This is a genomic window from Bacillus sp. P14.5, assembly GCF_003316765.1.
In the GTDB taxonomy this organism is placed as follows: domain Bacteria; phylum Bacillota; class Bacilli; order Bacillales; family Bacillaceae_B; genus Rossellomorea.
The window spans coordinates 71,721-85,738 of record NZ_NIJF01000013.1 but is presented as its reverse complement, the minus strand read 5'-3'; the positions used below and the strand labels follow the sequence as shown (position 1 = coordinate 85,738).

General features: G+C 43.8%; 14 protein-coding genes, 1 pseudogene and 1 riboswitch. Of the genes and pseudogenes, 10 read left to right on the top strand and 5 right to left on the bottom strand.

What is annotated here, in order from left to right; translation table 11 throughout:
* Window positions 1–133 precede the first annotated feature (133 nt).
* Window positions 134–324: riboswitch (Lysine riboswitch) on the top strand.
* 114 nt (window positions 325–438) lie between these two features.
* The 4 genes from B9Z54_RS01475 (at window position 439) to B9Z54_RS01460 (ending at window position 4,230) form a co-directional block, all read left to right on the top strand.
* Window positions 439–2,004, top strand: coding sequence for a Na+/H+ antiporter NhaC family protein (locus B9Z54_RS01475; protein ID WP_113926765.1), 1,566 nt, complete (start codon window positions 439–441; stop codon window positions 2,002–2,004).
* Between the two features lie 76 nt (window positions 2,005–2,080).
* A complete protein-coding gene (locus B9Z54_RS01470; RefSeq protein WP_162785044.1) occupies window positions 2,081–2,287 on the top strand; it encodes a hypothetical protein in 207 nt (68 codons plus the stop codon).
* A 316-nt stretch (window positions 2,288–2,603) separates the two neighbouring features.
* The gene (locus B9Z54_RS01465; RefSeq protein ID WP_113926763.1) at window positions 2,604–4,130 is read left to right on the top strand and encodes a sodium-dependent transporter; all 1,527 of its coding nucleotides are present in this window, start codon (window positions 2,604–2,606) and stop codon (window positions 4,128–4,130) included.
* 1 nt (window position 4,131) lies between these two features.
* Window positions 4,132–4,230 carry a methionine/alanine import family NSS transporter small subunit gene (locus B9Z54_RS01460; RefSeq protein WP_113926762.1) on the top strand — a complete coding sequence of 33 codons (99 nt, stop codon included), beginning with the start codon at window positions 4,132–4,134 and terminating at the stop codon, window positions 4,228–4,230.
* 605 nt (window positions 4,231–4,835) lie between these two features.
* On the opposite strand, the gene B9Z54_RS01455 is transcribed toward B9Z54_RS01460, so the two are convergent.
* Complete coding sequence (locus tag B9Z54_RS01455) at window positions 4,836–5,780, bottom strand: M23 family metallopeptidase (RefSeq protein WP_240189758.1); 945 nt, start codon at window positions 5,778–5,780, stop codon at window positions 4,836–4,838.
* Between the two features lie 410 nt (window positions 5,781–6,190).
* On the opposite strand from B9Z54_RS01455, the gene lipA reads away from it, so the two are divergent.
* Window positions 6,191–7,108 (top strand): lipoyl synthase, encoded by a 918-nt coding sequence (gene lipA, locus B9Z54_RS01450; protein WP_113926761.1) that lies wholly within the window; start codon window positions 6,191–6,193, stop codon window positions 7,106–7,108.
* Window positions 7,109–7,203: 95 nt separating this feature from the next.
* Here the strand turns inward: lipA and B9Z54_RS01445 are convergent, their stop codons facing one another.
* Window positions 7,204–7,932 carry a YhcN/YlaJ family sporulation lipoprotein gene (locus tag B9Z54_RS01445; protein WP_113926760.1) on the bottom strand — a complete coding sequence of 243 codons (729 nt, stop codon included), beginning with the start codon at window positions 7,930–7,932 and terminating at the stop codon, window positions 7,204–7,206.
* 133 nt (window positions 7,933–8,065) lie between these two features.
* Between B9Z54_RS01445 and B9Z54_RS01440 the strand changes: the two genes are divergently transcribed.
* Window positions 8,066–8,341 carry a YutD family protein gene (locus tag B9Z54_RS01440; RefSeq protein WP_113926759.1) on the top strand — a complete coding sequence of 92 codons (276 nt, stop codon included), beginning with the start codon at window positions 8,066–8,068 and terminating at the stop codon, window positions 8,339–8,341.
* A gap of 92 nt (window positions 8,342–8,433) precedes the next feature.
* Here the strand turns inward: B9Z54_RS01440 and B9Z54_RS01435 are convergent, their stop codons facing one another.
* Entirely contained in the window at window positions 8,434–8,748 is a 315-nt protein-coding gene (locus tag B9Z54_RS01435) for a cytosolic protein (RefSeq protein WP_113926758.1), read from the bottom strand.
* A 229-nt stretch (window positions 8,749–8,977) separates the two neighbouring features.
* On the opposite strand from B9Z54_RS01435, the gene B9Z54_RS01430 reads away from it, so the two are divergent.
* Together B9Z54_RS01430 and B9Z54_RS01425 are read left to right on the top strand one after the other, a co-directional pair.
* A complete protein-coding gene (locus tag B9Z54_RS01430; protein WP_113926757.1) occupies window positions 8,978–9,418 on the top strand; it encodes a DUF86 domain-containing protein in 441 nt (146 codons plus the stop codon).
* Window positions 9,419–9,508: 90 nt separating this feature from the next.
* Window positions 9,509–10,273 carry a TIGR01457 family HAD-type hydrolase gene (locus B9Z54_RS01425; RefSeq protein ID WP_113926756.1) on the top strand — a complete coding sequence of 255 codons (765 nt, stop codon included), beginning with the start codon at window positions 9,509–9,511 and terminating at the stop codon, window positions 10,271–10,273.
* A 379-nt stretch (window positions 10,274–10,652) separates the two neighbouring features.
* Here the strand turns inward: B9Z54_RS01425 and B9Z54_RS01420 are convergent, their stop codons facing one another.
* Entirely contained in the window at window positions 10,653–11,153 is a 501-nt protein-coding gene (locus tag B9Z54_RS01420; protein ID WP_113926755.1) for a phosphatidylglycerophosphatase A family protein, read from the bottom strand.
* A gap of 262 nt (window positions 11,154–11,415) precedes the next feature.
* Between B9Z54_RS01420 and yutH the strand changes: the two genes are divergently transcribed.
* Both yutH and B9Z54_RS01410 read left to right on the top strand, forming a co-directional pair.
* Window positions 11,416–12,417 (top strand): spore coat putative kinase YutH, encoded by a 1,002-nt coding sequence (gene yutH, locus B9Z54_RS01415; protein ID WP_113926754.1) that lies wholly within the window; start codon window positions 11,416–11,418, stop codon window positions 12,415–12,417.
* A 69-nt stretch (window positions 12,418–12,486) separates the two neighbouring features.
* Entirely contained in the window at window positions 12,487–13,461 is a 975-nt protein-coding gene (locus B9Z54_RS01410) for a 2-hydroxyacid dehydrogenase (RefSeq protein WP_113926753.1), read from the top strand.
* Between the two features lie 147 nt (window positions 13,462–13,608).
* On the opposite strand, the pseudogene B9Z54_RS01405 reads toward B9Z54_RS01410, so the two are convergent.
* Window positions 13,609–13,921 (bottom strand): annotated as a pseudogene (locus B9Z54_RS01405) (NifU family protein).
* Window positions 13,922–14,018 lie beyond the last annotated feature (97 nt).

Here is a 14,018-nt window from a genome sequence, read left to right as displayed (position 1 = left end):
GCTGTGATGCTGTATAAGATGAGGTATAGAGAACAGTGGAAATTCACGGAAAAGAACAAAAAATTCTTGTCAGAAATCGTAATACTTGATATATTAATCAAGTGAATTTAATATTTACTCAATCATCTAAATCCGATGGGGTAGAGGCTGCACTTATTCATCAGTAAACCAAGTAAGGATGACAACTGTGATCTTGGTTAAAAGGGGATATGTGCCGAAGCAGAAAGGGATTGGTCGGAATTCCTGCTGCTGGGGTTACCTTGAAAAAGGGTAACACTGTCATTATAAGTCTTACAAAGATTATAATGGGGAGCTACAGATCGTGATGGAGAAATGACTATATTACTAAAGGTAATAATAGGATTCTCTATTATTGCCTTTTTTTATTTTCTTCTATCATTCTGCAATTCCCTCCCTGTCATTATAGGAGGAGAAACAATGGAAAACACTATTTATTCTTTATTACCACCACTTTTAGCCATCTTAATGGTTATCCTGACTAGGAGAGTACTTCTCTCACTTGGTGTCGGGATCCTCTCGGCCGGGCTGCTTCTGGCTGAATTTTCTATCACTAAAACATTCTCGATCATTTGGGATGCATTTAAAGGCATCTTCGTTGATGGGGGCGAGCTTAACACATGGAATGTCTATATCATTCTGTTCTTGCTCATCCTTGGGGTCATTACGGCTTTTGTCAATATCTCAGGAGGAAGCAGGGCTTTTGGGGAATGGGCACTAAAACGTGTTAAAACCAGAGCAGGTGCTCAGATTCTGACTGCTGTCTTGGGGATTGTCATCTTCATCGATGATTATTTCAATGCGCTGGCAGTCGGACAGGTTTCAAGACCCATCACGGACCGCCATAAAATTTCAAGGGCCAAATTAGCTTATATCATCGATTCTACATCTGCTCCAATTTGTGTAGTCTCACCAATTTCAAGCTGGGGAGCATTTATCATCGCTCTCATCGGCGGCATACTAGCCGATCATGCGATAACAGGGTATACGGCTTTCTCTGCCTTCCTGCAAATCGCTCCTATGAATTTTTACGTATGGGCTGCCATCGGACTTGTATTCATTACTTCTTACAGAGGAATTGACTTTGGTAAAATGCGTGAACATGAACAGCGCGCAATCAATACAGGTGAAGTTTATGATCCAGAAAAAGATGTACCGGGCGAGTTGAAAAACGATCTGCCTGTCAGTGACAAAGGAAGTGTCGGCGACTTGATCTGGCCGATTGTTGCACTTGTAATCGGTACAGTCGGGGCTATGCTGTGGACAGGATATAATGCTGTGAAGGAAACATCACTTTTAGCTATCTTTGAAAATACTGACGTATCCACTTCACTGCTTTACGGGGGATTATTCGGACTTGTGGTTGCTCTGATTTTCTTCTTCAGACAAATGTCTCTATCGCCAGCGCTTAATGGAAAAGCAGTGGGAATAGGCTTTATTGAAGGAATTAAATCCATGCTTCCTGCTGTTTATATCCTGATCTTTGCGTGGACGATCGTCACATTGATCGGTTCACTGCAAACGGGAGAGTACTTGGCTGGCCTTGTTGAAAGCTCCAATCTGAACATCGGAATGCTGCCGGTCATCCTATTCTTGGTGGCGGGAGTCATGGCTTTCGCAACTGGTACATCTTGGGGCTCATTCGGAATCCTGCTGCCGATAGCCGGAGAAATTGCAGCGGCTACAGACGTAAGTATTCTTCTGCCAGCCATGGCTGCAGTGCTTGCCGGAGCAGTTTTCGGAGACCACTGTTCACCAATCTCAGATACATCGATTCTTTCCTCTACAGGAGCGGGAAGCAATCATATCGACCACGTTATCACCCAGCTTCCGTACGCAATTACCGGAGCTGTCATCGCCTCTGTCGGTTTCCTTGCTTTGGGACTGACAGGAAGCACACTTGCAGGCCTTGGAGTGACTATCATCCTGTTGGTGCTGTTCGCTGTATTTGGCAAGAAAGCTGCCAATGCAGCCGCCGGCAGCTGACCATACTATATTTTTAAAAGAGAGAGGGTTCGCTATTGAGCGGATCCTCTTTTTTAAAATAAAACTAGTCAATAGAATGAAAAATGTGGTTGATAGAAGAGGTGAAATTGTTGATAGAAGAGAAAAGTCGCTGATAGAAGAAGCGAACTCGTTGATAGAAAGTGGAAAGTCGTTGATAGAAAGTGGAAAGTCGTTGATAGAAAGTGGAAAGTCGTTGATAGAAGAGGCGAACTCGTTGATAGAAAGGGAAAAGTCGTTGATAGAAGATATGAGCAAGTCGTAGAGCTGTAACTGGGTCAATATCCAACTGAGACCAGTGAATATTGCAAATGCATGAACTCGAAAAACAGCTGGGATTTTCCACAGGAACATATGTGTGAAACTTTGTTCATATTTGATGAGGAAAGCAAAAGTTATATCGAGATAACTTTTTGACTTGGCTGTAGTTGTTGAAAGGGCTCTGGCTTAAGGAAGAAAAAACAAAAATGAAAATTCAAATAATACTTTGACATTCGTCCTATTACTAGCTATACTGTTTTTAGATTATCCAAATAATCTGAAAATACAAAACATTAAAACGTAATCAGGGGGGAGTTATCATGGAAAATCGTGCACAATGGGGTACGAGGGCCGGATTCATTCTGGCGGCGGTCGGTTCTGCAATCGGCCTCGGCAACATCTGGCGTTTCCCTGCAGTAGCTTATGAGAACGGCGGAGGGGCATTTTTTATTCCTTATTTATTTGCTTTGCTGACTGCAGGAATTCCACTGTTAGTCCTTGAGTTCACTCTCGGTCATAAGTACAGAGGATCAGCACCGCTTTCATTCTTCCGCATGAACAGAAAGTCAGAATGGATCGGCTGGTGGGCTGTTTTTGTTTCATTTGTCATCTCCACCTATTACGCGGTCATCATTGCCTGGGCGATGTCCTATAGTGTGTTCGCGTTCAATCTCAGCTGGGGTGATGATACGGCAAACTTCCTTATTGGGGATTACTTGCAGAGGACAGTAGATCCAGGACAGACGGGAAGCCTGGTTATGGGCGTTTTCCTGCCATTGATCCTTGTATGGGTAGTAACACTTGGAGTCCTGTTTAAAGGAATTAAGAAAGGAATTGAGGTAGCCAACAAAATCTTCATTCCTGCTTTAGTCATCCTTTTCCTGATCATCGTTGTACGCGCCGTTACATTGCCGGGTGCATTGGATGGGCTGAATGCCTTCTTCCAGCCAAACTTCGATGTAATCATGGAACCTAGTGTATGGATGGCGGCATATGGACAGATTTTCTTCAGTTTATCAATTGCATTTGCGATCATGATTACGTATTCCAGTTATCTTCCAAAGAAATCTGACATCACAAATAATGCATTTATCACTGGATTCAGTAACTCCGGCTTCGAATTGCTTGCCGGTATCGGTGTATTCGCTGCTCTGGGCTTCATGGCCAATGCTCAAGGAGTATCTGTCCAAGAAGTTGTAGAAGGAGGCGTAGGGCTGGCGTTTATCGTCTTCCCGCAAATCATCAATGAATTCCCGGCTCTTAATGGACTGTTTGGTTTCTTGTTCTTTGCTTCATTAGTTCTGGCCGGATTGTCTTCATTGATTTCGATTACAGAAACATACGTAGCAGGTTTTTCCGAGAAATTCGGTATCTCCCGTAATAAAGCAATTGCATACGGAGGAGGAGCAGCCGCTCTTATCTCAATTCTTTTTGCTACACAAGGCGGACTGTTCTTCCTTGATGCAGCAGATTATTTCATCAACCAGTTTGGTGTAGCATTCGTCGGGCTTGTCGAAGTTGTGGCCATCGCATGGTTCCTTCGCAAGCTGAACAGCTTCCAGGAGCATGCCAACATTGCATCCGATATCCGCCTTGGCGGCTGGTGGAAAGCTTGTCTCGGCGTCATCACACCAATCGTATTAGGTTATATGATGTTCGGACTGTTCAAGATGAATTTGCTTAAAGAGTTTGATACAGAGACGGGTAACTATGAAGGGTATGCAGATTCATTCATCTTATTCGGAGGCTGGTTCGTTGCAGCATTCGCCCTGCTTGCAGGTTTTGCTCTGACATTCAAACGCTGGCATGCTAAAACAGAAGCTGAAAGCTATAAGGAGGTTAGCTAATATGACAGGCAGTGCTATTTTTATGATGATTCTCGGTATGGTAATCATTTGGGGCGGCTTGGCAGGCAGCATCCTTAATGCAATGAAAAAATCAAAATAATATCAGGTAAGAGCTCCGGGAGTTCCCGGGGCTCTTTTTATGTTGAGAGAGTGAGATGGCTTTGAGCCAGGCTCAAAAAGGTGGAACTGAGCCAGGCTCAAAAGGGTGAATCTGAGCCAGGCTCAAAAGGGTAAATCTGGGCCAGGCTCAAAAGAGGTGATCTGAGCCAGGCTACAAAAGGGTAAATCTGGGCCAGGCTCAAAAGGGGTGATCTGAGCCAGGCTCAAAAGGGTAAATCTGAGCCAGGCTCAAAAGAGGTGATTTGAGCCAGGCTCAAAAAGGTTTAATTGAGCCAGGCTCAAAAGGGTGAATCTGAGCCAGGCTCAAAAGGGTGAATCTGAGCCAGGCTCAAAAGGGTGAATCTGGGCCAGGCTCAAAAAGGTGAATCTGAGCCTGGTTCAAAAAGGGTGAACTGAGCCAGGCTCAAAAAGGTGTAATTGAGCCAGGCTCAAAAGGGGTAATCTGAGCCAGGCTCAAAAAGGTGGAACTGAGCCAGGCTCAAAAGGTAAATCTGAGCCAGGCTCAAAAGAAATAGCTCAAGGTACAGATAAATAAATTAGTAGTTGGAACCATCAGCAAAAGTTACCAACAAACTAAAACCCCGGTCAGCTCTTCTTCTGGCGATCCTGTCTTTCCCATACTCTTAAGTACGGATAAGGGTCAAAGGACCACTCCGTGTATCCATTGTCTTTGTACATTCCATAATGAAGATGCGGAGGGAATTTCCCTGACGTTCCTGGCGGTCCGTAGCCTGAGCTCCCGACGCCGCCTATAAGCATACCCGGCTCGACGGTCTGGCCGACTTCGATATCTTTAGCGAAGCCGCTTAAGTGGGCAAAGTAGTGGTAGGTATTATTGATATCGCGTATTCCGATGCGCCATCCGCCAAAACGGTTCCAGCCTTTCATTTCGATGATTCCGTAGCAGGTGGATCGGACAGGGACACCGTAATCCGCAAAAATATCGGTGCCTTCATGGATTCTTCTGCCGCCCCATCCACGGGCATCTCCCCATGTGTTTTTATAACTATAATTAAATCTTGAGGGGAGGGGAAATGCCTTACTGCCTATGTCCAGGTGTCCATAGGTTTTGTAAAGTTTGGCTTTGCCCATGATCATACTGACTGTCTTATCCCTTTTATAATAGTTCCATAAAGCAATTTTGAAGTTATCTTCATCTATTCCATAGTTGAGTATGAAGTGGGAGAAAGCGGCCAGTACATCCTCATCGTTGTTGGGGTCTGCGATTCCATCACTGTTGCCATCAGCACCGATTCCTTCAAAGAATGTAATGGTTTCAGGGTTTTTGTCTTCGGAGTTTGGGTTGAGCGGCCCGGCCCATTCTGATGCAGGAAAGTATATTGAGATAGGGTTCTCCGGTCTGGGTAAATCTTTTCTGGAAAAGCGCAGGCTCCGTTCATATTGGTCCACGGCTGCAAGGTAGTACCAGGGAATCTGAGTTGCCGCCTCCATTTTTTTAAATAATTCCATTCTTTCCTGCAGGTGCTCTTCTTCTCCCGCTGCCTGAACATTTATGTCAAAAGATGATATGAGAAAGCTGCATAGAATAAGGGCGACTATTTTTCTGTACAATTGATATATCCACCTTTCCTTATGGCTGATTGATTAACAGGGCTGTTCGCCCACCGTGATTTACGAATTGTCAAATGGCTGGGAATCTGGTTGTATTAACGCCGAACCGGCTTGCTACTTCAAGAAATTCGGCCATTTCCATCTTTTTAGTCCTATCATTATTGTGTTACAGTCTGCGGTTTTCATAAATATCAATTAATGGTAATTGGGATAATGAAGGCTTGTCTTACCAATTTTAGTGTGATAAAGTGACAAAGGAACACGTTGTTTTACTTCTATATTTTTTACATAAATACAAGGCATACGCTTTAAAAAGCGTTTCACTCTGTTTGCTTTAGACAGTGACTTCAATGAATGGAGATGAAATTATGAGTAAAAAAGAAGAGCACATCCGCAAACCTGATTGGCTGAAGATCAAGCTGAACACGAACGATAATTATATGGGATTGAAAAAAATGATGCGCGAACAAAACCTTCACACAGTTTGTGAAGAGGCGCGCTGCCCTAATATTCACGAATGCTGGGGAACAAGACGTACAGCAACATTTATGATCCTTGGGGATATTTGTACACGCGCATGCCGTTTCTGTGCTGTTAAGACAGGCCTTCCGAATGAGCTGGATCTGGCTGAACCGGAACGAGTGGCAGATTCAGTTCAGTTAATGAACCTGAAGCATGTCGTTATAACGGCTGTTGCACGTGATGATTTAAAAGACGGGGGTTCCGCTGTGTTTGCTGAAACAGTGAGAGCGATCCGCAGGAAAAACCCATTCACCACCATTGAAGTACTTCCTTCAGATATGGGCGGTGTTTTCGACAATATTAAAACATTGATGGACTCAAAACCGGATATCATGAACTATAATATTGAAACGGTTCGACGCATGACACCGAGAGTCAGAGCCCGTGCAACGTATGATCGTACACTTGAATTCCTTTCCCGCGCGAAGGAACTTCAGCCAGAAATACCGACTAAGTCGAGTATCATGGTCGGACTTGGAGAAACTAAAGAAGAGATCATTGAAACGATGGATGATTTAAGATCGGCAAATGTGGATATCATGGCTATCGGTCAATACCTGCAGCCATCGAAAAAGCATTTGAAGGTTCAAAAGTATTACCATCCTGACGAATTTGCGGAACTTCGCAAGATTGCGATGGAAAAAGGGTTCAGCCATTGTGAAGCCGGCCCGCTTGTGCGTTCTTCTTACCATGCAGATGAACAAGTTAATGCGGCTGCCAAAGCCAGACAGGAAATGGGCGAAGCAGAAGCGCAAAACGCATGATTCATTGAAAAGGACTGATCCTTTAACGGGATTCAGTCCTTTTCATTCTTTAAGCTCTGTGGATATCTCAAGTTATCCACACCAAGCTTAATTGCTTATTGTATTGAATCGTGTCCTGTGTGATCATATCTTTTTTGTCTATCACGGTTGATGCGATGTACATCATCCTCATTCATTTCGTCCATTTCATCATATCTTTCACCATTGGCATTCTCGCCTGCATCAATTTCTCTTCCCTGTGGAGAAGCTTGAAGCATTTGGTTGATTGTATCATCAATGGCTGTGTTGACATTGGCCATATCTGTATCCATGGACGCAAGGTTTTCAACATTTTGCATTAAATTTGGATCGTCTGTGACATAAACGTGGTACCAGCGCGGCACGGCGGATAATCCAGACAGTTTGACCTGGTCCGCGACCTGGAACCGCAGGTCTTTGTCTTTGGCATCCGTTTTATAGGCAATCAATACTTCTTCATCTGTCACAAGGGTTGAGGCGTCTTCCACTTTTGGAAGGCTGACACTCATCCTGCTGATATAGTCCGCAACTTTCTCGCGGTCAATTGTATACATATCTTCTGTGGAAATGGTTCTCCCGGCAATAGGGCTCTTTTGATGCCTGACATAGCCAAATTGCTCTCCACGGGCATGTTCTGAATTTTCAACTTCCCTGTAAATTTCCTCATCTTCGGCAACATTTATGGTGTTGCCGCTGTCATGGAAAATCTCATCGCCATCCGAAGCAAGATCATCCGCACATCCTGCCCCTAATAGTGAAAAGCCGATGACTCCTGCTGCAAGCATTTTTTTCTTCAAATAAAACACCTCCTCATTTGTTATAATGACCAGTAGAATTGTATTTTTCTCTTAGTAATTAATGGACAATCAGTTATAATTTAAAATAGAGGTTATTTAATCCATCGGATAAGGGATAGTTAAGGAAAGCAGGTGATGTTAGATGGTATGCATTAATAATGTGTGTTACGAAGTGATCGAGGAGTTTCGCGAGGGCTTTAATGAAGAAGCCTTTCGTACACGCTACAGCGATATCCTGAATAAATATGATTACATTCTTGGTGACTGGGGTTATGGACAGCTTCGCCTCAAAGGATTCTTTGATGATCAGAACCAAAAAGCAACCTTTGATACCAAAATCACCACTATCAAGGATTATTTATATGAGTACTGCAATTTCGGATGTCCTTACTTTGTTGTAAAAAGAACAAAACAATGACTTTAGTAAGTTAAAGCGCTAAGAGGGACTGTCCCTTTTAGCGCTTTAAAGTGATGAAGCCGGCAAACCATCGTGGGATGCCGGCTTTTGGTTTATTTATTTTCCGTATACGGTGGTTCCTCATTCTGGTCGGGATCGGCATGGACCGGATGGGAACCGGGATCCTGCCTTGGGATGTCCTGATGCAGTGATTTAAACTCATAATTGAAGGCACTGTAATACCGTTGTCCTTCCTTCCATGGAGTTGATTTATTCTCAACAGGAGTATATTTTCCCCTCGGAGCACCGTATGGACCTTCAGGGGTTTGTTCGGGTACCAGGAAGTTCCGCATGGTTTCCACGTTGGAAAAATCCGAGTACACTTCTTCTTCTTTATCAAGGGCGCGTTTTTCCTTATTAAACAGCATATTTGCCACCTCCGATATTTTTTAGTATATGGAGGTGCCGCTATATCATGCTGGTAGTATTATGGAGCAGAATTTTGCAGGAATATGTTACACTATAAGTTGAAAACTAGACAGAGGCTGTCTTCGTAAGAGTTGTGTTTTTGGCCGTGTATTCAATTTATGCAAGAGGTTTACGGTAAAGCAATGGCGATTGCGGAAGGTTCTGTCATTATAGGCGAGGTGCTGTAGAATGTATTTTGTTGATCGTGAAAAAATTGAAGAAATTTTGTTATATATGGAAAAACAAATGGAGTTATTCCAAGCTCAGTCACAACAATGGAAGTCACCACTTGAAAAACTTGCGCTGGAACGCATTTCTCACACGTTAATCGAATCTATCTTAGATACTGGAAATGCGATGATCGATGGATTCATTATGAGGGATCCAGGCAGCTATGAGGACATTATTGATATTCTACTGGACGAAAAAGTCATCACAAAAGAAATGGAAACAGGCCTGAAAGAAGTCATCCTTTACCGCAAAATGATCGTGCAGGAATATACGAGAATCGACCATGAAGCGGTGGAGAAGACATTTTCAAATCATATGGGATCACTGCAATCATTCCCGGGACGTGTAAGGGAATATTTGATAAATGAACTGGGGCCTGTTTCTGCTTTTAGGAACTGAGGTATGAAGACTCTGAAATAAAATCAGCTGAAACTAACATAACAAGACATAAATGAGCTCTTTTTCAGATGGAGCAAGCTGGAGGTAATTATGAAGAATTATCAAGGATACTTAATCGATCTCGACGGAACGATGTATAGAGGGAAAGAAAAAATTGAAGAAGCGGGAGATTTTGTGAACCGCCTGATTCAAAAAGGGCTGCCTTATCTTTTTGTAACCAATAACTCATCGGCAACCCCTGAGAAGGTAGCTGAGAAATTAAGGGACTTCGATATCCCGGCAGAGCCACATCAAGTATTTACAACATCAATGGCCACTGCAAAATTCATTTCAGAAAAAAAGCAGGGAGCCACTGCGTATGTCATTGGGGAAGAAGGCATCCGGTCTGCACTGGAAGAAAACGGCCACCGTATTGTGGAGGATAAACCAGACTTCGTCGTAGTCGGAATCGACCGTTCAATCAATTATGAAAAGCTCGCATTGGCCTGTCTGGGTGTGCGGAACGGCGCGACATTCATCTCCACTAATGGGGATATCGCTATTCCCACAGAAAGAGGACTGCTTCCCGGAAATGGATCATTGACATCAGTCATCACCGTATCTACTCAAACACAACCGATATTCATCGGTAAACCAGAATCCATCATCATGGAACAAGCCCAGGAAGTGCTGGGGGTGCCAAAAGAAAAGACGCTGATGGTCGGCGACAATTATGACACCGACATCCTGGCAGGAATCAATGCGGGACTGGACACGCTTCTCGTTCATACTGGTGTAACCACAAAAGAGATTCTGCAGGATAAGGAAGTACAACCGACCTATACTATCAATTCTTTAGAAGAATGGGAAGTATAAAGTAGTAATGTGAGGGGAGGCGGAGAGCCTTCCTTTTATTTTTGTTTAAAAATTCAGTTTTTTGCCGCACCACAGAATTGTCTCTCGTGAAGGACACCTAAGCTCAGAAATCGGGGTTCAGGTTTCCTTCGTGAATCGAGTGAAGGCCAGCAAAGCTAAGAAATCGGGGTTCAGGTGTCCTTCGTAGAGCATGTGAAGGCCAGCAAAGCTAAGAAATCGGGGTTCAGGTGTCCCTCGAGGATCGCGTGAAGGCCAGTAAAGCTAAGAAATTAGTGTTCAGGTGTCCCTCATAGAGCAAACCAAGGGTACCTCGACCATCCGATAAAATCCCGCCAAACAAAAAAGGAAGGCGGAGAGCCTTCCCAAATAAAATAAGTACTTATTCAGCTTCCTCATACCTGTGCGCAAGCCTTGAAGAGGCTGCAGCAGCGATAGCCCCCACGATGTCATCAAGGAATGTGTGGCATTTGTCTGATGACTTATCATTTAGTTTTTCCAGGATGCCTGGTTTTTGCTTATCAATATAGCCGTAATTCGTGAAGCCGATGGAACCATATACATTCACGATGGAGAAGGCGAGAATTTCATCGACGCCGTACAGGCTTTCGTCGACTTCAATGATGGATTGCAGCGGCTCCTCCAGCATTCCTTTTTCGGCGAGCCGGTCTAATTGGATGCCGGTAAGTATGGCGTTCTGTACTTCCCTTTTGGATAATACCCGTTCAATATTATCACGGCATTCTTCAATCCCTAATTTCGGATGGTACTTCTTTTGCAGGAACAGGACAAGTTCAGCGATATCATCTATTTCGACACCGCGCTCATGCATCCATCTGCGTGCCGTTTCTTCTGATAACTTTTTAGATTCTTTATCCTTCATCGACGTCACCTTTTTCTGAAATTTTTTCGTTGAACCCTATCCATTCAAAATACTGCTCATTCCGTTATTATTGCCCTTATCTCTTCAGGATAGTGATGAATCTGCAAAAATGCAGGAAATTCAGGGTGTATTTATAGTCATATGATACGGAAGGGATTTTTAGAAGTACCCATCACTTATTTGTCCAATCACATTTTCCCATCATGAATGATCCTTTTGGTTACATATATATAGTATAAAAGGAAATTTGGGGGAGAAATCGATGGAGGATCTATTAACAAAGCATTATGGACTTCAGCCGGAACGGTCATTCACGGACGGAAGAGAACAGAGATATATGGCGGACGGATCTATATATACTATTGTAAATGTGACGAATATGGAACAGGATACCCTGTTGGAGCTCTATAAAATATCGGAGCATATGAAAAAATATGGCGACCGCTATGTTTCTTCATTTGTACCGACAACCGAAGGCAGATTCTTAGTTGAGGAAAATCAACAGGATTTTACCGTCCTGAAGAATGAATACCATACTGGCGATCCAAGTGATAGGCTGGGCAGGAAGCTGGCGAAGTTTCACCAGAGGGGGCTTGCGATTGAAGAAAAGGTCAGCCACATCAGCAGGATCGGCCAATGGAAATCTCTATGGGAAAAACGGATAGAACAGATGGAGAAGGCCTTTCAATTAGTCATTGAAAACCATCCCGGAGATGAATTTGAGAGGATGTTCATTGACAGCTGTCCCTATTATCTTGGGCTTGCTGAAAATGCCGTGCAATATTTGGTCGATACTGAAATGGATGATAATCCTGTGTACACTGATTCAGGTACAGTCTGCCATGAGCGGTTTTTAGAAGGGGTATGGGGAAGAGAAATCAGCATACGCAATCCTTTTGACTGGGTATTTGATCATTGCGGAAGGGACATAGCGGAAAGTGTCCGTGAGCGGTATTTTAAACGACAGAATACCCATCAGCCAGACATCCACCAGTTTTTTCGTGAATATCAAACAGTAGCTCCATTGTCTTCATTTTCATGGAGGCTGGTATATGCAAGGCTCTTATTTCCGCTCCACTACTTTGAAACAATTGAGAATTACTACCTTTCTGAATCGGAAGGGCAGCACTTCCAGCTCGGAGACAAGCTGCAGGGTTATCTGAATACAACCCGGCAATATGAAAGGTTCCTTGGCAGTTTTTATCAAGTTGCCGAAGTGCCAGTTAAGTCCTACGGGATTCCTTCAGTGACCTGGCTCGGATGAAACAAGTTGCTTTCCATTTACCCCTGGGTATTGCTAAAATATAGAAAAAAAGAAACAGGGGTTGAAAGTATGAAGCCGTATATATATGTTACACGAAAGCTGCCTGAGCAAGTTCTTAAGCCTCTTCAGAATCTCTATGAAGTTCAAATGTGGGAGGAGGAAAATAGTTCTGTTCCGCGTGAAGTATTACTAGAAAAAGCAAAAAAAGCATCCGGGATTTTATCCATGCTGTCCGACTCCATTGACAAGGAACTTTTCGAACAGGCTCCCAATTTGAAGGTCGTCGCGAACCTGGCAGTCGGGTATGATAACATCGACTTGAAAGCCGCGAATGAAAAAGGCGCAGCGGTCTGCAATACACCGGATGTGCTCACAGATACAACGGCAGATCTTACTTTTGGCCTGATGATGGCGGCCGCGCGTCGTCTGAATGAGGCCGACCGCTATGTCAGGGAAGGCAAATGGAAAAGCTGGTCACCTCTTTTGATGGCAGGAATGGACATCCATCAAAAAACAGTGGGAATCATCGGAATGGGAAGCATTGGTGAGGCATTTGCGAAACGAGCAAAAGGCTTTGACATGAATATCCTTTATCATAACCGCTCCAGAAAACCCGAAGCAGAAGAGACACTTGGAGCAAAATATGCGGATCTTGATGATCTGCTGTCCCAATCGGACTTTGTTGTCTGCCTTGCCCCGTTGACACCTGAAACAAAAGGTCTTCTGCAGAGAGAGCACTTTAACAGGATGAAATCATCCGCGATCTTCGTCAATGCTGCCAGGGGGCCGATCGTGAATGAGGAAGCATTATACGATGCGCTCGTGAACGGAGACATTGCCGCTGCAGGGCTGGATGTTTTTGAAAAAGAACCAATTGATGAGAACCACCCATTGCTGTCGTTAAAAAATGTCGTGGCACTGCCGCATATCGGAAGCTCGTCCGTGGAAACGAGAATGGAAATGATGGAGCTCTGTGTCAGCAATATCAAAGCTGTTCTTGAAGGGGATATACCGAAAACACTGGTTAATAAAGAATGGAAATAAAAAATGCGGAAGCGCCCTGATCAGCCCCGAGGGGTTGGGCGCTGTAGCTGGATTCAGAAACGCTCCCTAATTATCGACCTGAAATTGAATACTTTCTTATCTACAAATAAAAGGATGACCTGCAGATGCAGGTCATCCTTATGTTAATTAGAATACTTGTTCTACTTCAACGATTCCTGGAACTTCTTCCAATAGCGCGCGCTCAATACCGGCTTTCAATGTGATTGTTGAGCTCGGGCAGCTTCCGCAAGCACCAAGAAGACGAAGCTTTACAATGCCATCCTCGACATCGACCAATTCACAGTCCCCGCCATCACGAAGCAAGAAGGGACGCAATTTATCTAACACCTCTTGTACTTGAGGTACTAATTCTTGTTGTGTCATGTAAAATCGACTCCTTTCCTTACTCTCTATTATAATAATATATGCAGAAAAAATCTATCCGTTGAACCGAATTCATGTGTTAAATTTTGGTTTGGGGATATTTTGTGTAAGCGATTATCGCGTTTTCCCTCACTTAAGGATTGAAAGCTGAAATTACTTTGACCATATCTCGC

Excerpts from the sequence above, each read along its gene's own strand:
- B9Z54_RS01435 (WP_113926758.1), bottom strand. The coding sequence starts at position 8,748 with ATGCTGTTTAATAAGGAAAAACGCGCCCTTGATAAAGAAGAAGAAGTG.
- B9Z54_RS01465 (WP_113926763.1), top strand. The coding sequence starts at position 2,604 with ATGGAAAATCGTGCACAATGGGGTACGAGGGCCGGATTCATTCTGGCG.
- B9Z54_RS01470 (WP_162785044.1), top strand. The coding sequence starts at position 2,081 with ATGAAAAATGTGGTTGATAGAAGAGGTGAAATTGTTGATAGAAGAGAA.
- B9Z54_RS01410 (WP_113926753.1), top strand. The coding sequence starts at position 12,487 with ATGAAGCCGTATATATATGTTACACGAAAGCTGCCTGAGCAAGTTCTT.
- B9Z54_RS01430 (WP_113926757.1), top strand. The coding sequence starts at position 8,978 with ATGTATTTTGTTGATCGTGAAAAAATTGAAGAAATTTTGTTATATATG.
- B9Z54_RS01475 (WP_113926765.1), top strand. The coding sequence starts at position 439 with ATGGAAAACACTATTTATTCTTTATTACCACCACTTTTAGCCATCTTA.
- yutH (WP_113926754.1), top strand. The coding sequence starts at position 11,416 with ATGGAGGATCTATTAACAAAGCATTATGGACTTCAGCCGGAACGGTCA.
- B9Z54_RS01440 (WP_113926759.1), top strand. The coding sequence starts at position 8,066 with ATGGTATGCATTAATAATGTGTGTTACGAAGTGATCGAGGAGTTTCGC.
- lipA (WP_113926761.1), top strand. The coding sequence starts at position 6,191 with ATGAGTAAAAAAGAAGAGCACATCCGCAAACCTGATTGGCTGAAGATC.
- B9Z54_RS01460 (WP_113926762.1), top strand. The coding sequence starts at position 4,132 with ATGACAGGCAGTGCTATTTTTATGATGATTCTCGGTATGGTAATCATT.
- B9Z54_RS01425 (WP_113926756.1), top strand. The coding sequence starts at position 9,509 with ATGAAGAATTATCAAGGATACTTAATCGATCTCGACGGAACGATGTAT.
- B9Z54_RS01420 (WP_113926755.1), bottom strand. The coding sequence starts at position 11,153 with ATGAAGGATAAAGAATCTAAAAAGTTATCAGAAGAAACGGCACGCAGA.